This is a genomic window from Phaeobacter sp. CECT 5382, assembly GCF_001457775.1.
Classification (GTDB): domain Bacteria; phylum Pseudomonadota; class Alphaproteobacteria; order Rhodobacterales; family Rhodobacteraceae; genus Pseudophaeobacter.
On record NZ_CYSG01000003.1, the window covers coordinates 66,114 to 86,974 of the forward strand.

Sequence of the window (20,861 nt, forward strand, 5' to 3'; positions counted from 1 at the left end):
TTTTGCGGCCCGACAAATATGCACAGAACCTGTGCCAAAACCACAATTGCGTTCATAATTGCAATAACCCAATTGTGAAGCAGACGAAACACACAAATGGGAATTTAGATCATGACCTCCACCGTCTTGCATATCGACTCTTCCGCCCGCAGCGAAAACTCTGTCACCCGCGGATTGAGTGCCGAAATCACGGCACGCCTGAATGCTGATCACGTTATCCGCCGCGATCTCGCAACACCTCTGCCACTGCTGGACGAGGCCTGGGTTGGCGCCAACTTCACCCCTGCTGATCAGCGCACCGATGATCAAAAGGCACTGCTGGCCCAGTCTGACGCACTCATTGCCGAGCTGAAACAGGCCGACACAATCGTCATCGGCACGCCAATTTACAACTTCTCGGTCCCCTCGACCCTGAAGGCCTGGATTGATCTGGTTGCCCGTGTCGGTGTCACCTTCAGCTACACTGACAACGGCCCCATTGGCCTGCTGGAGGGCAAGCGTGCCATTATCGCCGTAGCCTCCGGTGGCACCCAGGCCGGGTCGGACATTGATTTTGCCACCACCTACCTGCGCCACGTACTTGGCTTTATCGGTATCACCGAGGTCGAACTGGTTGCCGCCGACCAGCTGTCGATGGATGCTGATGGCTCCATGGCGCGGGCCAAATCTGCGATTGCCGCCCTCGCCGCCTAAGGCCCCGTTCAGAAACAACACTGCAAAACACCGTCCCGCCTGTCCGGCTGGCGGTGTTTTCAGTTCTATTTGACAGCTCGGAAGCAAGCAGGAGCGTCTGTTGTTAAATCCAGACGACAGCGCAGCCGATGCGCTCCAGGAACTTCAGAAAATCCTCCCGCGTTATCACCACGGTGCGGTCATTGACCAGCGGATGCATATTGATCACGTCAACCTCCTGAGCCGCAGCATCCATATAGAATGCCACCCCTTTGGGCACGCCGTTGATCATCGCCAATGGGCTGACAGATCCGGGCAGAATGCCAAGGTTCTGCATCAGGCGATCACTGGAGCCAAAGCTGAGCCCCGCAGCACCGATCTCCTTGCCCAGCGCTTTGAGATCCATCACCCTGTCCTGCTCAACCGAAATCAGATAGTTGCGCTTCTTGCGATCCCGCAGATAGAGGTTCTTGATCTTCAGGCTGGACACGCCGGGCTGCTGCATCTCTGCCTCGACCTTTTTGGCTTCTTCGACCGTGCGCAGAGGCACGTGTTCGTGCAACTGGTAAGGCAGCCCCCAGTCAGTCAGCTGCGCCAAAAGCGCATCCGAGCTGAGCGGCAGGCTGTCTTGCGAGCTGGGGGGCGAGCTGGGGGCAGCGTCCATCTGAAATCTCCGGGCCGGTCTGTTTGCGATCCTCCGTAATTCGCTCAGAAATCCCTATGGATGCAAGGGGCAAACCGCCCCCATCCCAACGGACCACCGCATAGCTTTCACATCATCAATCATGCCTCACGCTGGCTCAAAATCACCGCGCCGGGCCTCTTGATAGTGATCAAAACCCGTCTCGAACCAAGCCGTCCCCCGCGTGGCACTTGCCAGGGCATGACAAAGATCATCCTGCGCCGCCAACGGCAGCAGGGTTTCAAAGACATCCCAGCCCGAGGCGCCCTCTTCGGCGGCGAACCCCAGAATCTGCCCCTTCATGCCACTGACCACCGGCACCAGGCCGCCGGTAAAAACAGATGGCACATGAATTGCCACCTTCATGATGGGCTGCAAAAGCACCAGACCTGCCTCCTCGAGCGCCTTGCGCACGGCATTCTTGCCTGCTGTTCGAAAGGCGTAGTCTGAACTGTCCACCGCGTGATGTTTGCCATCCTTGAGAGTCACGGAAAGGTCAACCACCGGATGGCCATTGCTGCCCTGTGCTAGTGCTTCACGCACCCCGGCCTCGACTGAAGGGATATAGTTCTTGGGTACAGCCCCGCCCTTGACCGTGTCAGAAAACTGGAACCCTGCGGCGCGGGGCAATGGGGCAATCTCAATCACCACATCGGCGAACTGCCCGGCACCACCGGATTGCTTGCGATGACGATGCAGAACCTCCACCGGTTTGGTGATCGTCTCGCACAATGCCGGTGGCACTTGTTCGCCGATTGCGTCAACGCCAAATTCACTATCCAGCGTCGCAAGGACCCGGCGCAGGTGCAGCGGCCCCTGAAGATGCAGCAAAGCCCGCCCTGAAGCAGTGTCCTGTTCAATACCCAGCGCCGGATCAATTTCCGACAGACGTTCCAACGCTGTCGACAGCCTGGTTTCATCGCGTTCATGCACCGGGCTGACCACCCTGCGATAATTTGACGGATGCGGCTGCGCCCAGGCGGGCAATGCGACACTGCCATCCACCGAATAGCTGTAGCCCAGCTTAAGGTGATCGGATTTCACCGCCTGCCCCAAGCCCCCGGCAGCAATCCCGCCGCCGTTTACCTCCGGTGCCAGGTCCGTCAGGTTGCCCAATGCCCTGCCTGCAATGGGTGCTCCATTGGCAAGCCCACCATCCAGCGCCCGCAACAGAACCGATTTCCCCAGATGTTTGACCTGATCTGCCATGCAGCCGACCGCAACAACATCCCGCGCAAGCGCGTCACTTGCGGCGCCCAATCGTGCCTGTGTGGCACCGACCTGAGGCACCTCGTGACGCAGGCTCTTCATCAATCGCAAAATCCCGTTGCTATGCTCTGCCGATCCCAGCAGCGCCGGAAACAGATCGGTGTGCTGCAGCACCCGGGTTGCGATCTCATAGGCTTCTTCGGGCAGCACCTTCTGATCCTCGATCAGCTCTTCCATCAGGTGGTCGTCATAATCCGCCAGCGCCTCGAGCATTTCGGTGCGGGCCTGCTGTTCGCGCCCCAGCATCGCATCCGGCAGCTCTATCAGGGCCGAGGGCTGGCCTTCGATGTATTTCCAGGCCCGTTCGGAAATCAGATCCACAGCCCCGACCACCTGACCCGCTTCGCGGATCGGCACCTGGCGCAGCACAATGCTGTGGTTGCAATAGGTCTGAAGCGCCGCCACGATATCAGCCACCCGACCTGCGGCCTGATCCATACGATTGATGAACAGGAATGCGGGGATGCCCGCCTCTTCGATTTTGCGCAGATAGGGCGCTGCCAGCACTGCGGCTTCCGCATCTGCGGGCACGCAAAGCACCGCCGCATCACTCGCCGCCAGAGCAGGGCCCGCCTGCGCCAGGTTTTCCGACCCACCGGCGAGATCAATGGCCGCCCAGTGCTCTGACATAAAAGAAAACGGCTGCATCGCTGCAACCGTAGCCGTTTCCTGCCGTTTACCTGTGACCCCTTCAAGGCCGACCAGCGCCTGTGTCAGCGTCGTTTTGCCAGAATGCGACGGCCCTAGAATGGTGAATACGCGCATGTCTCCTGTTCCTCCTTCAGCTGAGTGGCTGCCCGGAGAAGGAAGCGGCGCAAACATCGCACCGCATGACTTGCCAGAAGGGCCAGCCAGACCGGCCAGCCGGAGAACGCCCTGCCTCAAAAAGCGTCGGCGCCGACCGGTCCCACAGAAGGCAGAAGAAAAAGACTCACCTCATGAGGCGACCGGCCGATGTCTCCTGATCATCGCCATGCGCACCAAGATCTGTCAAGCAACCGGCCTCAAACGGGCCAATAGCCGCTGTATCCCGCGACAAGTCAGGGCTTTCCGGGGCTTTGCCCTATATAGCGTTGACTCGCGCGTTCAATCGTCGTAACGCAGGGCCATATCCGGAAGCTCTGTCATGTCTTCCGGTCCCTGACTTGTCAGGGATCGCCCTCCACCAGCGTGTTACGCCCGTGGGGGCAAAGCCGTTTGGCTTGCCCTCACGACTGACATCAGGACTGAGGGGGCAATTGTGCATGGGCGTCCCGCTCACTACATTGGGGCTGTCTGGTTTTGAAGTCGGCGAAGGAGGCCGTAAGCCATGTTTGAAAATCTATCCGAACGGCTTTCCGGGGTCTTTGACCGGCTGACGAAACAGGGCGCGCTCTCTGAAGAAGATGTAAAAACCGCCCTGCGCGAAGTGCGTGTTGCCCTGCTTGAGGCCGACGTCTCGCTGCCCGTGGCGCGTGACTTTGTCAAAAAGGTTCAGGAACAGGCCACTGGCCAATCGGTGACCAAATCGGTAACGCCTGGCCAGCAGGTCGTGAAGATCGTCCATGATGCGCTGGTTGACGTGCTCCGCGGTGACGAAGATCTCGGTGCGCTGAAAGTGGACAGCCCACCAGCCCCGATCCTGATGGTGGGTCTGCAGGGCTCTGGTAAGACCACCACAACCGGGAAATTGGCCAAGCGCCTGAAAGAAAAAGAGGGCAAACGCGTCCTCATGGCCTCGCTCGACATCTATCGCCCTGCGGCGATGGAACAGCTGGCCGTGCTTGGCACCCAGATCGGTGTCGACACGCTGCCGATCGTGCCCGGCCAGACCCCCGTCGATATTGCCAAACGCGCCAAACAGCAGGCCGCCCTGGGTGGCTATGATGTCTACATGCTGGATACAGCAGGCCGGTTGCATATCGACGAGACCCTCATGCAAGAGGTCGAAGACGTCCGCAACGTGGTCTCGCCGCGTGAGACCCTGCTGGTGGTCGATGGCCTGACCGGTCAGGTCGCGGTTGAGGTTGCCGAAGAATTCGACGCCAAGATCGGCATTTCCGGCGTGGTGCTCACCCGGATGGATGGCGACGGCCGCGGCGGTGCAGCCCTGTCGATGCGCGCTGTGACCGGCAAGCCAATCCGCTTTGTCGGTCTGGGCGAAAAGATGGACGCCATCGAGACCTTCGAGCCCGAGCGGGTCGCTGGTCGTATCCTTGGCATGGGCGACATTGTAGCCCTGGTTGAAAAGGCCCAGGAAACCATCGAGGCCGAACAGGCCGAGCGCATGATGAAGCGCATGATGAAGGGTCATTTCAATATGAATGACCTGAAGATGCAGCTGGAGCAGATGCTGCAGATGGGCGGCATGGAGGGCATGATGTCGATGATGCCCGGCATGGGCAAAATGGCCAAGCAGGTGCAGGACTCCGGCATGGACGACAAGGTGCTCAAACGCCAGATCGCCATGATCCAATCGATGACCAAAAAAGAACGCGCCAACCCAGCCCTGCTGCAGGCCAGCCGCAAAAAGCGCATCGCTGCAGGTGCCGGCCAGCAGGTTTCCGAGCTGAACAAGCTTCTGAAGATGCACCGTCAGATGTCGGACATGATGAAGAAGATGGGCAAGATGGGCAAAGGCAAGATGCTGAAGCAGGCCATGAAAGGCATGCTCGGCAAGGGCGGCGGCATGGGCGATATGGCGGGCATGGATCCTAGCCAGATGGACCCCAAAGCGCTGGAAGCCGCAGCCAAGGCGATGGGTCAGGCCAAAGGCATGCCTGGTGGTCTGCCAGGCCTAGGTGGCATGGGCGGCATGGGCCTGCCCGGCGGTCTCTCCGGTTTTGGCAAAAAGAAGTAGCATGTTCCAGGTTCCCACCATAGAAACCCAGCGCCTTGTGATGCGCATGCCTGCGTTGAGAGATTTCGAGCCGCTCTGCGCCTTCTATGCGTCACCACGTGCGGACTTTGTTGGTGGACAGATGGAGCGTGACAAGGTCTGGCGTCACTTGGCGCTGGAAATCGGCCATTGGCAGATGCTGGGCTATGGCCGCTGGACGCTTGTGGAAAAAGACACCGGCAAGCCCGCAGGCATCATCGGATTGTGGAACCCCGAAGGCTGGCCCGAGCCCGAAATCGGCTGGGACCTGTTTGAGGGCTTTGGCGGCAAGGGCTACGCCACCGAGGCCGCAACAGCAGCACGCTCTCATGCCTATGGCACCCTCGGCTGGACAACAGCAATCAGCCTGGTCGCACCAGAAAACCACGCATCACGCGCAGTTGCGCAGCGGCTTGGCGCACAGCGCGACGGTGATTTCACCCATGTGCGGATGGGCACTCTGGAAGTCTGGCGCCACATGAGCCCCGAGGATCTTTCCGCTGGCGGCATGGAGGCCTACGCATGACCACCATGACCCTGTCTATTCCAGTGATCGAGACCGCGCGTCTGACCCTGCGTGCGCCGCAGCTGGATGATCTGAAGCCCATGGCCGCATTTTTTGAGACAGAGCGCAGCCATATGGTTGGCGGTCCCCGCGACGCCATGGGCAGCTATACCTCGCTGGTCTCACGCCTTGGACATTGGGTGCTCAATGGCTATGGGCTGTGGCACATCGTTGAAAAAGCCAGCGGCGCCTTTATTGGCTGGACCGGCATGATCTTTGCCCCGGCATGGTCGGAGCCGGAACTGGGCTGGACCCTCTTTGAGATGGCCGAAGGCAAGGGCTATGGATTTGAAGCAGCAACAGCGGCGCGGCGCCATGCAGCACGGCATCAGAGCCTCAATGGGGTGATCAGCTATATCGCCCCTGCCAACATCCGTTCAATGGCACTGGCCGAACGTCTGGGTGCGCAGTTTGAAAGCGAGGCTGAACTGCTGGGCAAGCCCTGCCAGGTCTGGCGTCACCCCAAACTGGAGATCGCAGCATGAGCAGCCACAGCATCCCAGTGATCGAAACCAAACGCCTGATCCTGCGCGGCCCCGAAGCCGAGGACTATCCTGATTTTGAGGCGACGTTTTCGTCGTATCGCGCGCGCTTCATGGGTGGGCCTTTGAACACCTATGAAGCCTGGATGCTTTATGCTGCCGAAATCGGCCACTGGCAGATCCATGGCTTTGGCATGTGGATGATCCACGACAAAGTGACAGATGAAACCTACGGCATGGCCGGTGGCTGGATGCCCGCAGGCTGGCCCGAGCGCGAGATCGCCTGGATCATCTGGCCCGATGCGGCCGGGCACGGCTACGCGCTCGAGGCGACCAATGCAGCGCGCGCCTATTTCTACGAAACCCTGGGCTGGGACACTGCTGTCAGCTATATCGACCCAAAGAATTTGGATTCGATCCGCCTGGCGGAACGTCTGGGGGCCGTCAAGGACCACGACGCAGCCACAATCGACGGCAATGATGCGGTCTATCGCCATCCCAGCGCTGAGGGCCTAAAGGGCAGCCAGCTGGCACATGGCATCGAGATGGAAATCAGCCATTACGCCGACCCCCTGTTCAAACCAAAAGGATGGGCTCTTGACTGATACTGTGAACACACCCGAGGTTGATCAAAACGATGTGGCCCGCGCCGCAGAGATCCTTATGGGGCACCGCGAGAGCATCGACCGGCTAGATGCCATCCTCGTCTACACATTGGGCGAGCGGTTCAAACACACACAGGCCGTGGGCCAGCTAAAGGCTGAACACGACCTGCCGCCCTCCGATCCTGCCCGCGAGGCAAAACAGATCGCGCGGCTCGAAGATTTGGCGAAACGGGCCAACCTGGACCCCGATTTTGCCAAGGCTTTCCTGAATTTCATCATTCAGGAAGTCATCAGACACCACAAGAAACACCAGGAATAACAGGGACCTCCCTGTAAACGCCATCAAAGGAGACTTGACTCATGGCTATTAAACTTCGCTTGGCCCGTGGCGGCTCGAAAAAACGCCCCTTCTACCGCATCGTGGCTGCTGACAGCCGTATGCCCCGTGACGGCCGTTTCGTAGAAAAGCTCGGCACCTATAACCCGCTGCTGCCCAAAGACAGCGAAGAGCGCGTGAAAATGGACATGGAGCGCGTTCAGTACTGGCTGGGCCAGGGCGCACAGGTCACCGACCGTATCGCCCGTATGCTCGAAGCCGCTGGCGTTCGTGAAAAAGCAGAGCGCGCCAACCCTAAAAAGGGTACCCCTGGCAAGAAAGCCCAGGAACGCGCCGAAGAAAAAGCAGCCAAGGCTGCCGAAGCTGCTGACGCGGAATAAGCACATGGGATCGCGGGACCTGCCCCAAATGGGGCCGGAGGAAGACATCCTCTCAGGGGCTTTCCCCGATGGGTTCCGCACCCAGCTTGATCTTTTGATGCGTCTGCGCCGCGATGTGCGCCGCTTTCGCAGGGATCCGGTTGATGAGGCAGTGCTCACGCGCTGCCTCAACGCCATCCAGCACGCCCCGTCCGTGGGGCTGAGCGAACCCTGGCGCATTCTGCGTATCAACAGCGATGCCGCACGTGATGCCGCCCTGAAGAATTTTGAACAAGCCAATGCTGCCGCTCTTGCCGGATATTCCGGCGATCAGGCTGAACTCTACGCCAACCTGAAACTTTCAGGCATGCGCGAGGCCCCTGTGCAGCTGGCAATCTACTGCGATGATGAAACCACCCAGGGCCACGGCCTGGGTGCCGCCACCATGCCGGAAATGCGGCGCTATTCAGTGGTTGCCGCCATCACCCTGTTCTGGCTGTCTCTGCGCGCCGAAGGATTGGGGCTGGGCTGGGTATCGGTGCTGGATCCGGATCAGCTGAACCGGGATCTAGCCGCGCCTGATGGCTGGCAACTTATCGGCTATTTCTGCATCGGCACCCCCGAAGCAACCTCGGGCACGCCTGAGCTGGAAAGCAAAGGCTGGGAAAGTCGGCAGCACGCCCTGCTGATCGAAGCCCGGTGAAACAGGCATTGCAATCATGGGACGTCTGATCCGCCTTGTGTTTTTTGTCGGGATCGCCTTTACCTCAGGCATTCTATTCGAGCGCAGCCATCAAAAGGACCTATGCGCACAGTCTGGCGGCCAATGGATGCGCGCCGGATTCTGCGCCGGAGAGTGACCCCCATGAGTGCCACAAACGATAGTGCCCCTTTGAACGATCTGATCTGCCTAGGCGCCGTGTCCGGCTCTTACGGCGTGCGCGGCGAAATTCGCCTCAAAAGCTTTTGCGCCATCCCCGAAGAGATCGAGAGCTATTCTCCGCTGACCAATGAAGACGGCAGCCAGAGCTACACGCTGACCCTGACCCGCGCCATCAAAGGCGGCTTCACCGGTCATCTTGGCGGAGTTGAGACCAAGGAACAGGCGGATGCCGTCAAAGGATTGCGGCTCTTTGCACCGCGCGAACGCCTGCCAAGTCTTCCCAACGATGAATACTACTACACCGATCTTGTCGGGCTGGAGGTCTATGACACTGGTGGCGCATTGCTGGGCACGGTGAAGTCGGTGCAGAACCATGGTGCCAGCGATCTGCTGGAGTTGACGGGCGCAGAGCTGAAAGGCACGGTGTTTCTGCCCTTTACCCTCGCAGCGGTGCCCACGGTCGATCTGGAACAGGGTCGCATCATCGCAGATCCGCCAGAAGGGCTGTTGTAACCCTACAGGTCAGTCAGCTTCGTCTGCAAGCAATGCATCCAGAACTTGGACAACCGAAACCGCCACCAGTGAGCTTCGCTGCAGCTCCGGCAGTTTTCGACCCAGGCTGACCCAGAACCTGAACAGGCGCCAGGCAAACAGGAACCGAAAAACCGGGTCATCTGTCAGCTTGGCACCGTAGCCCTCTTCGAAAGCCGCCCAATCCGCCTGAGCGACCAACCCGAACCCGGGAATGTGGCCATCAGAGGCAAGGTGCTCTGGGCAGTTTGCCAGCCAGATATCGGCAATGTCGCGCTGTGGAAAAATGGCGTCATGATTCAGAAAATCAATAAACGAAACCTCCTTTTCCGACATGATGATATTGCGCAGATGCAAATCACCATGGGCCAAAGCACTGCGGAACTCGGTCCCGCGCGCAAACCGGGCAGCCCGGTGCAAATGCGCACACAATCCCAGAAACCTGTTAGGTTTGGGCAGCCAAAGCCGTCCTTCGCGCACCGCCAGTGCCCGGTCAGAGACCATGTTCAGAAACGGTTTTGGCCAAAACTGCCTGACCCCAGCATCCGATACCCGGTGCAGTTCCGCCACAGCCTGGCCAATCCGTCGCAAAACATCTTCTCTGACACCCAAGCCATAATCCGTCAGGGCTAATGTACGATAGGCCGTATCGCCCTGGACAAAGCCCATCAATGCATAGGGGTGCTGCGGATCCTGCCACAACAATTCCGGAGCCGACACCCCAGGCACTGGCTTCAGGCCTTCGGCGGCCTTCCTTTGCCGCTCAAGCTCCCGGATCAACGCCGCTGGCTTCGCCGTATCAAAATCAGCCCGCAACACAAAGCTCTGCCCATCTGCTGTCTTGACCTCCAGCACGCAGCGGCGATGCTCAAGCAAACGATTGGAGCGCAGCCTGCGAAAAACGGCCCCTTCTTGGGCCAGGCCGGCAGCAAATGCCGCACGGGGCCAAAGCGCCTGAGTGCGAGCCTGAACCTCTACAAGGGCCGCATCGGGATCGAGGCTTGCTGCATTGGGCCGCATTTCTGAATTCATCCAAACACCAATGCTTTCTATTGCGCAAAAACCTGATTGCACTAAACAGCAACTTTATGACTACACCAAACAAATCCCATGGCCGCAAGGCCATCCGCCAGACCCTGAAGCCGCGTGAGCTGATGACGCCCACGCCGGAACTGGTTGGTGTGTGGAAGGCCAAGATCCTGACGCTGTTCCCGACCGCCTTTCCCGGCGTGCTGGGCGAAAGCCTGACGGGCAAGGCCCTACAGGAAGGGCTATGGCAGTTGGAGACGGTGGATCTGCGCGAATTTGGCGTCGGCAAACACCGCAACGTCGATGACACCCCCGCGGGCGGCGGGGCCGGCATGGTATTGCGTCCCGATGTGCTGGGCAATGCGATTGAACACGCCATGGAGGGCACCACTGCTCCGCAGGGCGGCAACTGGCCGCTGATCTACCTCACACCGCGCGGGCGTCCCATGGATCAGGCGATGATGCAAAACCTGGCGCGCTGTGATGGCATAACCCTGCTGTGTGGCCGCTTTGAAGGCGTCGATGAACGGGTACTGGAACACTACAACATCCAGGAAGTCTCTTTGGGTGATTTTGTCATGACTGGCGGGGAGCTGGCCGCGCAGGCGTTGATCGATGCCACCGTGCGGCTAATCCCCGGTGTGCTGGGCAATCAGGCCTCGACTGAAGAAGAGAGCTTTTCCTCCGGCCTGCTGGAGCATCCGCAATATACCCGCCCCGCCGAATGGCAGGGCCGCAAGATCCCCGATGTGCTGATGTCCGGCCACCACGGCAAGGTGGCTGAATGGCGCCAGGAAATGTCAGAGGAAATAACCAAAGCCCGCCGCCCGGATCTGTGGCACGCCTATGAGGCCAGCCGCCCCGCACCAAAGCCCAAGCGCAAAAAGAAGTGACGCCTAGTCAACCACGACAGACGCCAACCTCCCGTGCATCATGCGCAGCAAAGCATAAGACACAAACGCTATAACAGGACCCGGTATGCGCACATGATCGCGACCGGTCCGCGGGGAGATATTTGATGAAACGCATTTTTCTGCGCATTCTGGCCGGGCTGGCCTTGCTGATCGGCGCCCTCGTTGCGGTGCTCGGCGTAAATACCCTGCGCTATGCGCCTGATCCCGTTCGCGAGGATACCGAGGTTTTCGACCTGGGCGCGGATACAGAACAGGCGACAGCAGATCTGTCACGTGCGGTGCAGTTCAAAACCATTTCCACCGACATGCAACATCCGGATTTCGAGGCTTTCCTCACCTTTTTGCAACAGACATATCCAGCCGTACATGACACCATGTCGCGCGAGGTTCTGGCCCGCAAAACACCGCTCTATAAATGGCAGGGCAGCGAGCCTGATCTGGCGCCAATCCTGCTGGCGGCCCATTACGACGTGGTGCCAATTGCTCCCGGCTCGCTCGATCTGTGGGACCATGAGCCCTTTGCGGGCACCATTGCCGATGGCTTTGTCTGGGGGCGAGGCACACTGGATGACAAAGGCGCAGCTATCGCCATGCTCACCGCTGCTGAACATATGATCACCCAGGGGTTCACCCCGAAACGCACGGTCTATTTCAGCTTTGGCGGCGACGAAGAGGTCGGCGGTCTCGGTGCTATCGCCGTGACCCTGCACCTGAACGAGCAGGGCGTCGAGCTGGACTGGATGCTGGACGAAGGCTCCTTTGTGCTCGACAAGATCATTCCGGGATTGGAGCAGCCCGTGGCCAGCATCAACCTGTCTGAGAAGGGCTATGTCACACTAGAGCTGGTAGCCAAGGCCGAGGGTGGCCATTCATCGATGCCGCCGCGCGTCACAGCCGTAGGCCGTATCGCCCGCGCGGTGGAACGTCTGCAGGCCAATCCGGTCCCCGGCGGGCTGAGCGGCATTTCGGAAGAGTTCTTTGACGCGCTTGGGCGCCATTTCCCGCTGGGGCAGCGCATTGTCTTTGCCAATCGCTGGCTGTTCAATCCGCTGATCGAAAACCTGCTGGCGGGCTCTCCCTCGACCGATGCGATGCTGCGCACCACCACTGCTCCCACCATGCTGACAGGATCAAGCAAGGACAATGTGCTGGCCGCAGAGGCGTCGGCCAAGATCAATTTCCGCATCCATCCACGCGACAGTATCGAAGACATCGTCGCCCATGTGCGCACCACCATTGACGACCCCAAGGTCGAGATCCGCTATGATGCTGCAGCCTCAAACCCGGCGTCGCCGGTGTCTTCTGCTGCGTCCGAGGGCTACGCCCAGATCAAAACGTCGATCCTGGATGCCTTTGGGCCCTTGGCCACCGTCCCCGGTCTGACAATCGCCGCAACGGATGCGCGCCACTATGGCAAAGCAGCCAAAGACGCCTATCGCATCAACCCCTTCAAGATTACCGGATCAGACCTGCCGCGGATCCATGGCACCAATGAACGCCTGTCGATCGAGAACCTGGAACGCGGCATCAATTTCTTTGGCGCCCTGCTGCAAAAGCAATAAACAAAGACTCCAGATGCGCGCCAGCTCTTGATCCGGGCGTGCATTTCCCCTACAGACCGCCTACTTGGATTCGCTTTTGCGTATCCGGGGCGTTTGGTATTGCGCAGCACATATCTGCCCGGTCTTCTTCGGCCACCGCAGAGCAGCGCAAACCAGCAACCAAGGAACGGACGATCTGATCTCTGGCGGGCTGCGCATGCAGGACCCGGTGAAGGCCAAGAGCTCTCGGGACGCGCAAATCTTCGTGGAACAAACCACGAGCACAATTTAGGAGACCTGCGATGGACCTGATCGCACAGCTCGAGGCGGAGCAAGTTGCCGCCCTGGCGAAAGACATTCCCGACTTTAAAGCCGGTGACACCATCCGTGTTGGCTACAAAGTGACCGAAGGCTCGCGTTCGCGGGTTCAGAACTACGAAGGCGTTTGCATCAGCCGTAAAAACGGCTCCGGCATTGCCGGGTCGTTCACTGTTCGCAAAATTTCCTTTGGCGAAGGCGTGGAACGTGTGTTCCCACTGCACTCGACCAATATCGACAGCATCACCGTCGTGCGTCGTGGCCGCGTTCGTCGCGCCAAACTGTACTATCTGCGCGCCCGTCGCGGTAAGTCCGCACGTATCGCTGAAGATACACACTACAAAGCCAAAAAAGCCTGAGGAGCGGTATCATGAAAAAAGATATTCACCCCGATTACCACTTCATCGACGTCAAAATGACCGATGGCACCATCCTGAAAATGCGTTCCACTTGGGGCAAAGAAGGCGACCAGCTGGCGCTGGACATCGACCCCACAGTGCACCCTGCCTGGACCGGTGGTAACACCCGTCTCATGGATGCCGGCGGTCGTGTTTCCAAGTTCAAAAAGAAATACGAAGGCCTGGGCTTCTAAGCTCTGCTCCTTTGCAGTTTCGAAAAGCCGCACCTTCGGGGGCGGCTTTTTTCGTTGGTGCCTCCGCGATCCCCTCCCCCGTCTTTGACCAGACTTTGACCCGAAGGAATGCTCGCCTGACTACCGGCCATACTACCGGCCTAAAGACCCGCCTGAATACCGGTGGCATTCTCCTCAATTCAGGCCCTAACACGGGCGGTTTACGCAATTTGCCCGCTTTTCATTGATTCGCGCCGGTCCTATAGTCACGCCAACACAAAGCCGCGCGGCGCGGCGAACCAAAGGGACCAATAGATGGCGCATATCATAGTCGTCGGCAACGAAAAGGGCGGCGCGGGGAAATCCACCGTCTCGATGCATGTGGCCACCACCCTGGCCCGGATGGGCCACAAGGTGGCAGCACTGGATCTGGACCTGCGGCAGCGCTCTCTCGGGCGCTATCTGGAAAACCGCAAAGAGTTCATGGCCAAGGCGGCACTGGATCTGCCCATCGTGGACTTGCACGAGCTGCCCGAAATCGATGCTGACAGCCTGCAGCCTGGTGAAAACATCTATGACCACCGGCTTTCGGCGGCGGTATCCAGCCTGGAACCTGACAATGATTTCATCCTGATCGACTGCCCCGGCTCCCATACCCGGCTCAGCCAGGTGGCGCATTCGCTCGCTGATACCCTAATCACGCCGCTGAACGACAGTTTTGTTGATTTCGACCTGCTGGCGCATACCGACCAGAAGGGTGAAAAGATCACCGGGCCGTCGGTCTATTCCGAAATGGTCTGGAACGCCCGCCAGCTGCGGGCGCAGGCGGGGCTGAAACCCATCGACTGGGTGGTAATCCGCAACCGCGTCGGCACCCAGCGCATGGTCAACAAGGAAAAGATGGAACGCGCCATCAACATGCTGTCCAAGCGTATCGGCTTTCGCGTCGCACCCGGTTTTTCCGAGCGGGTGATTTTCCGTGAATTGTTCCCGCGCGGCCTGACCCTGCTGGATCTCAAGGACATCGGCATCAAGCAGCTGAATATTTCGAATGTCGCCGCCCGCCAGGAGCTGCGCGACATGATGAAGGCAGTGAACCTGCCCGGCGTTGAGATCGACATCTAATCTCCAAGAGCATAGTCCACTGGGAAAACAAGTGGAGGCAGAGGATCACTCTGCCTCGTGGCAACAGATGCAGATTTTGTTGTTGTCCAGATCCCGAAAATACGCGCCGTAGTAATCTGGGTGGTAGTGCGGACGCAACCCCGGCTTGCCCTCATCGGTAGCCCCCATAGCAAGCGCAATCGCATGACATTGGTCGACCTGTTGGCGGTTCTGCGACTGCAACGCCAGCATTTGACCATTTCCTGAGGACTGTGTGCCACCATCCAGCGGCACCCCAACCAAAAACATAGGACGCGGGTTATCTCTGTGCTGCCATCCTGCCCAACCCTTCTCTGGTTGGAAAAATTTCTGCTCTATTCCAAGAGGCTTGAGGACGGCATCAAAAAACGCAACTGCCCGCGCAAGGTCTTCGGTTCCCAAATTCACGTGAGAAAACATCTGGCTCTCCTCTACCGCTGGTCATGTCGGTGTAAAGCTTAGAAAAGCAAGGGGAGCAGCGCTAGTCTTCCACATAAGGCACCAGCTCTGGCATCGTGCCTTGCGGACGGTAGATGGTATAAAGCTCCATCGGGGTGGCAACACCGCGTAGCATGTAACGCCCCAATGAAACCATGTCATGTTCGGCTTCTGGGACTGCCTGCTGCACTACCTGGGAAAAGATCAGGTTCTGCCCGACAGAGCGGTGCATCCCGGCAATGCGCGCCGTCTGGTTCACAGCCGGGCCGATCACGGTGAAATCCAGCCGGTTCTCGGCACCGATATTGCCATAAAGGATATGACCAGCGTGCAGCGCCAGGGTCCAGTCCGTTGTTGACAACCCCTCGGCAAGGCGCTCCTGATTTCTGGCACTGATCACGCGACACATCTCGGCGGCGGCATCAAGCGCGGCCCGGGCGTCTTTTTCGATCGAGCCCAGATTGAACATGATCAGCATGCCATCGCCGAGAAATTTCAGGATATTGCCACCGTGAGCCTGCGTCGCAGCTACCGCAATACCGAAGTAATCATTGATCATATTGATCAGCTCCGGGCCCGGCAAATCGCCGGCAAGGCTGGTAAATCCCTTGAGATCAAACATGCCGATCACCGCGTCGATCTCGGTGGATGAGCCGCGCTGGAACTCCCCGGACAAGACCCGCTGGCCGGGATCCCGCCCCAGATAGATCTGCAACAGATCGCTGGCCATCTGCCGGTTCGACATCGATTTCAGCGCCAACCCCAGCACCGGGTAGACCGCCCGCAACAGCGCAATATCGGCCTCCGAAAAACCGTCGGCACTGTCCGAAGTCCACGAGGCCAATACCCCTTCGGAGGGCGCGTTGGGATCAATCGGGACATCGTCCTCGGTGAAGCGCAGCGTGAGCGCAAAATAATCCGTCGCCCCGCGCGTCTTGAGTTCACCAAGCAAGGGAAAGCGGCTGCGATCATCAGCAGCCAGATCCGAGCGAAAGAACTCGAGCTCAGTTTCTAGCATCAGATAGAACGGGCTTTTGAGCCAGGCCTCTCGCGGGGTCTCACGACGTTCATAGTGTTCGTGCGAGATCCCATCCGACCGGGTCCAGCTATAGCCAATGCCACCGAATTTCGGATGAAAGGCCCGCTGCGCCAGATGAAACCGCCAAAGCGGCAGCCCCAGGTCAACCAGTTTTTCGCAGAAGGTATTCAGCAGATCCTGGCGGCCACTGCTACGCAGCCCCTGATCGATCATCCAGGGGATCAGCGACGACGCTCTTTCGTCCAAGCACTCCATTCCAGCCCTGCCTTTCCTACATCTGCGCCCCTACTTAAGCATCTGCGCCCCCGGAGCTTCATCAGGCCGACGCTGGCCTTAACCCTGCTCCCAACTCTGGGCAAAGGGTTCTTCGATCCCAGCCAGCTTCCGTAACATGCTCCGCAGCAGGGCAACTTCGTCCGGGGTAAAGCGCGCTGCCAGTTCCGCATCGTAGCTTTCAGCCTGCGATCGCAAATCACGATACGCCGCTTCGCCCGCTGGTGTAAGCCGCAAATGTTCCGACCGCCGGTCCTTTTCATCACGGCTGCGCGATACGAATCGCCGCTCTGCCAGTTTGGCCACTGCCCGGCTGATCTTGGTCTTGTGGATCTTGGCGCGCTGACCAATGTCCTTGGCCGTCATCTGTCCGTAGGTGCCCAGATGGAACAGCACCCGCCATTCATTGCGCAGCATACCATAGCGATTCTTGTAGTGGCTCTGAAATTCCAGCGAAGAATCCTCGGCGGCGCGGTTTAGTAAAAAGGGCAGAAAATCCTGCAGCGAGAAATCATCTTTTTGCGTCATGGCACTCTCCTTACCCTTGTTAGTTACAAAAACAACTATTAGGTCCGCAAGCAGAAAAGGAGCGCGCGATTATGAACAAAGCTGTTGATCCCCATGAGATGATCCAGGCCCCATCGCTTGCCGGCCCGCACGAAGGCTATATGCCGGGCTTTGGCAATGACTTTGAATCAGAGGTTCTGCCAGGTGCCATGCCGCAAGGCATGAACAGCCCGCAAAAATGCAACTACGGCCTCTATGGTGAACAGCTTTCGGGTACCGCTTTTACAGCCGATCCGCCCGAACGGACCTGGTGCTATCGCATCCGCCCCTCGGTGAAGCATTCGCATCGCTACACAAAGATCGACCTGCCCTATTGGAAATCGGCGCCTTGCGTTGATCCTGATGTGGCCAGCCTGGGCCAGTATCGCTGGGATCCCGTGGCGCATGACGGACAGTCCCTGACCTGGCTGACAGGCATGAAAACCATGACCACCGCCGGGGATGTGAACACTCAGGTCGGCATGGCAAGCCACGTCTATCTGGTCACCGAAAGCATGCAGGACGCCTATTTCTTTTCCGCCGACAGCGAGCTGCTGGTGGTGCCTCAAGAAGGACGCCTGCGTTTCGCGACCGAGCTGGGCATCATTGATCTTGAACCACAGGAAATCGCTATCATCCCGCGCGGCCTGGTCTACCGGGTTGAAGTTCTCGAAGGGCCTGCGCGCGGCTTTGTCTGTGAAAACTACGGTCAGAAGTTTGAGCTGCCGGGTCGTGGCCCCATCGGTGCCAACTGCATGGCCAATCCGCGTGATTTCAAAGCCCCGGTTGCGGCCTATGAGGACCGCGAAGTGCCCTCGACCGTTACCGTGAAATGGTGCGGGCAGTTCCATGAGACACAGATTGACCAGTCGCCACTGGATGTGGTCGCCTGGCATGGCAACTACGCGCCCTATAAATACGACCTGAAAACCTACTGCCCGGTTGGCGCTATTCTGTTTGACCACCCGGACCCGTCGATCTTTACCGTGCTGACCGCCCCGTCGGGCGTGCCCGGGACGGCCAATATCGACTTTGTGCTGTTCCGGGATCGCTGGATGGTGGCAGAAAACACCTTCCGCCCGCCATGGTATCACAAGAACATCATGTCCGAGCTGATGGGCAATATCTACGGCCAGTACGATGCCAAACCCAAAGGGTTCATTCCCGGCGGCATGTCGCTGCACAACATGATGATCCCACATGGTCCCGACAAAAACGCCTTTGAAGGGGCGTCAAACTCCAACCTCGGCCCCGAAAAGCTGGAGAACACCATGTCCTTCATGTTTGAGACTCGCTTTCCGCAGCATCTGACAGAGTTTGCTGCCAAGGAAGCGCCGTTGCAGGATGACTACATCGACTGCTGGAGTGATATCGAAAAGAAATTCGACGGCACGCCAGGCTTGAAGTAAGCCAATAGGTATCCCGTCCCCGCACCGGGGTTGCCCCGGTGCCTGACACTTTAGATACAGGAGACGACATGTCCCTTTTGAAATCCTGGGTGACTTCGGCAAATGACGCCAGCCACCCTTTCCCGCTGAACAACCTGCCCTATGGCGTCTTCTCCACTGCCGACAGTGATCCGCGTTGTGGTGTGGCCATTGGCGATATGATCTTCGACTGTCAGGCCGCCGAAGAAGCAGGCGTGTTGCAGCTGGCGGATTATCCGCTGTTCGAAGTTCCCTTCTGGAACGAGATGATGGAAGAGGGCCCCGCCGTTTGGGCCGCCCTGCGCGACCGGCTGACCGCGCTGCTGAGCGAAGGCTCAGCCGAACAAGCCAAGGTGGAACCGCTGCTGGTTGCCCAAGCTGAGGCCGAGCTGCACATGCCGATGGCTGTTGCCGAATACACCGATTTTTATGCCGGCATGCAGCACGCCAAAAACATGGGGGCTATTCTGCGTGGATCCCCTGATCTGCCCGCCAACTGGCTGCATATCCCGATCGGCTACAACGGTCGCGCGTCCTCTGTTGTGGTGTCCGGCACCGAAATCCACCGCCCCAATGGCCAGACCAAGGCACCGGACGCCGAAACCCCGTCGTTTGGTCCCACCAAACGTTTGGATATCGAGCTGGAAATGGGCGCCATCGTTGGCACCGGATCTGAATTCGGCCAGCCCATCACAGTAGACGAAGCCGATGCAATGATCTTTGGCTATGTGCTGCTGAACGACTGGTCTGCCCGCGACATTCAGGGCTGGGAATATCAGCCACTGGGGCCGTTTCAGGGCAAGGCCTTTGGCACCTCGATCTCTCCGTGGATCGTGACAGCCGCCGCGCTTGAGAGCTTCCGCGCGCCAACCCCTGCGCGTGAAAAGGAACTGCTGCCCTATCTGGATGGCAGCAAAGACGGCTTGTATAATATCGAGCTGGAAGTCCTGATGCAGCCCGAAGGAGCGGCAACGGCCACGTCGATCTCCAAGACCAACTACAACCGGATGTATTATTCTGCAGCCGAACAGCTGTGCCATCACGCCATTGGTGGCTGCGAGATGAACACCGGTGATTTGCTGGGCTCGGGTACCATTTCCGGCGCTGAGCGCTCCGAATATGGCTCCCTGATGGAGCTGAGCTGGGCCGGGCGCGAACCCTTCACGCTCGACACCGGCGAGAGCCGTGGTTTCATCGAGGACGGTGACACACTGACCCTCCGTGGCAATGCCCGTGGCAATGGTTTCACCATCGGATTTGGCGACTGTTCAGGCAAGATCCTGCCCGCCAAGAGCTGGCCCGCAGCCGACTGACGGAACAGCCTCACACAGACAGATTGGCAGCGGCGGATCTCTCCGCCCCTGCCCCCCGACAAAAGGATAAAGACATGGCCAAGGCATTTGCGTCCCAAGGGGACATGAGCGAAAAGAAAATCACCTTTAGCGAAGTGGGCAAAGACATCTATGCCTTCACCGCTGAGGGCGATCCCAACTCTGGCGTTATCATCGGCGACGATAGCGTGATGATCATCGAAGCCCAGGCCACCCCGCGTCTGGCCAACAAGGTGATCGAATGCGTGCGCTCGGTTACCGACAAGCCGATCTCCCACGTTGTTCTGACCCATTATCACGCGGTCCGCGTGCTGGGGGCCTCTGCCTTTGGCGCCAACCAGGTGATCATGGGCGACGCCGCCCGGGCTATGGTTGTCGAACGCGGTCAGGAAGATTGGGACAGCGAATTCCAGCGCTTTCCCCGTCTATTCGAAGGCTATGAGAGCATTCCAGGCCTGACCTACCCGACGACAACCTTCAACGAAGACATGACCGTTTATCTCGGCAACCGCCGTATTGACCTGATGCACCTCGGTCGCGCCCACACGGCGGGTGATATCGTGATCCATGTGCCGGATGAAAACGTGATGTTCACTGGCGATATCGTCGAGTACCACTCTGCCTGCTATTGCGGCGATGGTCACTTCTCTGACTGGGGTGATACGCTGGATGCAATCAAATCCTTTGACGTTGACGCCATTGCCCCCGGTCGCGGTGACGCGCTGGTTGGCAAGGAAATGGTCGAAGCGGCGATTGAAAACACCCGCGACTTCGTTGAGTCAACCTACCGCCCTGCCGCCCGCGTGGCTGCCCGCAACGGCACCCTGAAAGAAGCCTGGGACGCCGTGCGCGCAGAATGCGACCCCAAGTTCGCAGACTACGCTATCTACGAGCACTGCCTGCCCTTCAACGTCGCGCGCGCCTATGACGAAGCCCGCGGCATCGACACCCCACGCATCTGGACAGCCGAACGCGATCTGGAAATGTGGGCTGCCCTGCAAGGCTAAACGCCACTGAAAGCCTCCGAAACAATCGGGGGCTTTCGGACC

The 20,861-nt window shown here is 59.0% G+C and carries 24 protein-coding genes; 18 read left to right on the top strand and 6 right to left on the bottom strand.

The annotated features are described in order from the left end of the window. Positions 1 to 111 precede the first annotated feature (111 nt). On the top strand, positions 112 to 693 hold the full coding sequence (locus PH5382_RS04090) for an FMN-dependent NADH-azoreductase (RefSeq protein WP_058333092.1): 582 nt from the start codon (positions 112 to 114) through the stop codon (positions 691 to 693). Between the two features lie 103 nt (positions 694 to 796). Here the strand turns inward: PH5382_RS04090 and PH5382_RS04095 are convergent, their stop codons facing one another. Together PH5382_RS04095 and PH5382_RS04100 are read right to left on the bottom strand one after the other, a co-directional pair. Beyond that, a complete protein-coding gene (locus PH5382_RS04095) occupies positions 797 to 1,336 on the bottom strand; it encodes a prolyl-tRNA synthetase associated domain-containing protein (RefSeq protein ID WP_058333093.1) in 540 nt (179 codons plus the stop codon). A gap of 126 nt (positions 1,337 to 1,462) precedes the next feature. Beyond that, positions 1,463 to 3,388: an elongation factor G gene (locus PH5382_RS04100; RefSeq protein ID WP_058333094.1), complete on the bottom strand. Its 1,926-nt coding sequence runs from the start codon at positions 3,386 to 3,388 to the stop codon at positions 1,463 to 1,465. A gap of 544 nt (positions 3,389 to 3,932) precedes the next feature. Between PH5382_RS04100 and ffh the strand changes: the two genes are divergently transcribed. Genes ffh through rimM form a run of 9 tightly spaced genes read left to right on the top strand, consistent with a single transcriptional unit; the run spans position 3,933 to position 9,224 of the window. Next, complete coding sequence (ffh, locus tag PH5382_RS04105) at positions 3,933 to 5,462, top strand: signal recognition particle protein (protein WP_058333095.1); 1,530 nt, start codon at positions 3,933 to 3,935, stop codon at positions 5,460 to 5,462. Position 5,463: 1 nt separating this feature from the next. Continuing rightward, positions 5,464 to 6,006, top strand: coding sequence for a GNAT family N-acetyltransferase (locus PH5382_RS04110; protein ID WP_058333096.1), 543 nt, complete (start codon positions 5,464 to 5,466; stop codon positions 6,004 to 6,006). Further along, complete coding sequence (locus tag PH5382_RS04115) at positions 6,003 to 6,530, top strand: GNAT family N-acetyltransferase (RefSeq protein WP_058333097.1); 528 nt, start codon at positions 6,003 to 6,005, stop codon at positions 6,528 to 6,530. The genes PH5382_RS04110 and PH5382_RS04115 overlap by 4 nt, the downstream gene beginning before the upstream one ends. Next, positions 6,527 to 7,132, top strand: a complete 606-nt coding sequence (locus tag PH5382_RS04120; RefSeq protein ID WP_058333098.1) for a GNAT family N-acetyltransferase — start codon at positions 6,527 to 6,529, stop codon at positions 7,130 to 7,132. The genes PH5382_RS04115 and PH5382_RS04120 overlap by 4 nt, the downstream gene beginning before the upstream one ends. Further along, on the top strand, positions 7,125 to 7,451 hold the full coding sequence (locus PH5382_RS04125; RefSeq protein WP_058333099.1) for a chorismate mutase: 327 nt from the start codon (positions 7,125 to 7,127) through the stop codon (positions 7,449 to 7,451). Before PH5382_RS04120 ends, PH5382_RS04125 begins: the two co-directional genes overlap by 8 nt. Before the next feature lie 41 nt (positions 7,452 to 7,492). Next, positions 7,493 to 7,849: a 30S ribosomal protein S16 gene (rpsP, locus tag PH5382_RS04130; protein WP_058333100.1), complete on the top strand. Its 357-nt coding sequence runs from the start codon at positions 7,493 to 7,495 to the stop codon at positions 7,847 to 7,849. A gap of 28 nt (positions 7,850 to 7,877) precedes the next feature. Next, positions 7,878 to 8,531 carry a 5,6-dimethylbenzimidazole synthase gene (gene bluB, locus PH5382_RS04135; protein WP_058333321.1) on the top strand — a complete coding sequence of 218 codons (654 nt, stop codon included), beginning with the start codon at positions 7,878 to 7,880 and terminating at the stop codon, positions 8,529 to 8,531. A gap of 16 nt (positions 8,532 to 8,547) precedes the next feature. Further along, positions 8,548 to 8,688 (top strand): hypothetical protein, encoded by a 141-nt coding sequence (locus tag PH5382_RS19935; protein ID WP_197409994.1) that lies wholly within the window; start codon positions 8,548 to 8,550, stop codon positions 8,686 to 8,688. 32 nt (positions 8,689 to 8,720) lie between these two features. Next, positions 8,721 to 9,224: a ribosome maturation factor RimM gene (rimM, locus tag PH5382_RS04140; RefSeq protein ID WP_058333322.1), complete on the top strand. Its 504-nt coding sequence runs from the start codon at positions 8,721 to 8,723 to the stop codon at positions 9,222 to 9,224. Positions 9,225 to 9,233: 9 nt separating this feature from the next. Here rimM and PH5382_RS04145 read toward each other — a convergent pair whose 3' ends face one another. Then, the gene (locus PH5382_RS04145; protein WP_082645556.1) at positions 9,234 to 10,274 is read right to left on the bottom strand and encodes an aminoglycoside phosphotransferase family protein; all 1,041 of its coding nucleotides are present in this window, start codon (positions 10,272 to 10,274) and stop codon (positions 9,234 to 9,236) included. Positions 10,275 to 10,330: 56 nt separating this feature from the next. On the opposite strand from PH5382_RS04145, the gene trmD reads away from it, so the two are divergent. The 5 genes from trmD (at position 10,331) to PH5382_RS04170 (ending at position 14,740) form a co-directional block, all read left to right on the top strand. Beyond that, the gene (trmD, locus tag PH5382_RS04150) at positions 10,331 to 11,164 is read left to right on the top strand and encodes a tRNA (guanosine(37)-N1)-methyltransferase TrmD (RefSeq protein WP_058333324.1); all 834 of its coding nucleotides are present in this window, start codon (positions 10,331 to 10,333) and stop codon (positions 11,162 to 11,164) included. A gap of 125 nt (positions 11,165 to 11,289) precedes the next feature. Beyond that, positions 11,290 to 12,747 carry a M20 family peptidase gene (locus PH5382_RS04155; RefSeq protein ID WP_058333101.1) on the top strand — a complete coding sequence of 486 codons (1,458 nt, stop codon included), beginning with the start codon at positions 11,290 to 11,292 and terminating at the stop codon, positions 12,745 to 12,747. Positions 12,748 to 13,028: 281 nt separating this feature from the next. Further along, positions 13,029 to 13,403: a 50S ribosomal protein L19 gene (gene rplS, locus PH5382_RS04160; RefSeq protein WP_058333102.1), complete on the top strand. Its 375-nt coding sequence runs from the start codon at positions 13,029 to 13,031 to the stop codon at positions 13,401 to 13,403. A gap of 11 nt (positions 13,404 to 13,414) precedes the next feature. Further along, on the top strand, positions 13,415 to 13,636 hold the full coding sequence (gene rpmE, locus PH5382_RS04165; RefSeq protein ID WP_058333103.1) for a 50S ribosomal protein L31: 222 nt from the start codon (positions 13,415 to 13,417) through the stop codon (positions 13,634 to 13,636). A gap of 294 nt (positions 13,637 to 13,930) precedes the next feature. After that, positions 13,931 to 14,740, top strand: coding sequence for a division plane positioning ATPase MipZ (locus PH5382_RS04170; protein WP_058333104.1), 810 nt, complete (start codon positions 13,931 to 13,933; stop codon positions 14,738 to 14,740). Between the two features lie 45 nt (positions 14,741 to 14,785). Here the strand turns inward: PH5382_RS04170 and PH5382_RS04175 are convergent, their stop codons facing one another. The 3 genes from PH5382_RS04175 to PH5382_RS04185 form a co-directional block, all read right to left on the bottom strand. Next, entirely contained in the window at positions 14,786 to 15,178 is a 393-nt protein-coding gene (locus PH5382_RS04175; protein ID WP_058333105.1) for a VOC family protein, read from the bottom strand. A 61-nt stretch (positions 15,179 to 15,239) separates the two neighbouring features. Continuing rightward, on the bottom strand, positions 15,240 to 16,490 hold the full coding sequence (locus PH5382_RS04180) for an adenylate/guanylate cyclase domain-containing protein (RefSeq protein WP_058333106.1): 1,251 nt from the start codon (positions 16,488 to 16,490) through the stop codon (positions 15,240 to 15,242). Between the two features lie 78 nt (positions 16,491 to 16,568). Further along, on the bottom strand, positions 16,569 to 17,036 hold the full coding sequence (locus PH5382_RS04185) for a MarR family winged helix-turn-helix transcriptional regulator (RefSeq protein WP_058333107.1): 468 nt from the start codon (positions 17,034 to 17,036) through the stop codon (positions 16,569 to 16,571). 71 nt (positions 17,037 to 17,107) lie between these two features. On the opposite strand from PH5382_RS04185, the gene hmgA reads away from it, so the two are divergent. The 3 genes from hmgA to PH5382_RS04200 all read left to right on the top strand — a co-directional run bounded on the left by hmgA (position 17,108) and on the right by PH5382_RS04200 (position 20,819). Then, the gene (hmgA, locus tag PH5382_RS04190) at positions 17,108 to 18,463 is read left to right on the top strand and encodes a homogentisate 1,2-dioxygenase (protein ID WP_058333108.1); all 1,356 of its coding nucleotides are present in this window, start codon (positions 17,108 to 17,110) and stop codon (positions 18,461 to 18,463) included. Positions 18,464 to 18,531: 68 nt separating this feature from the next. Continuing rightward, complete coding sequence (gene fahA / locus PH5382_RS04195; protein ID WP_058333109.1) at positions 18,532 to 19,794, top strand: fumarylacetoacetase; 1,263 nt, start codon at positions 18,532 to 18,534, stop codon at positions 19,792 to 19,794. A gap of 74 nt (positions 19,795 to 19,868) precedes the next feature. Continuing rightward, positions 19,869 to 20,819, top strand: a complete 951-nt coding sequence (locus PH5382_RS04200) for an MBL fold metallo-hydrolase (RefSeq protein WP_058333110.1) — start codon at positions 19,869 to 19,871, stop codon at positions 20,817 to 20,819. Positions 20,820 to 20,861 lie beyond the last annotated feature (42 nt).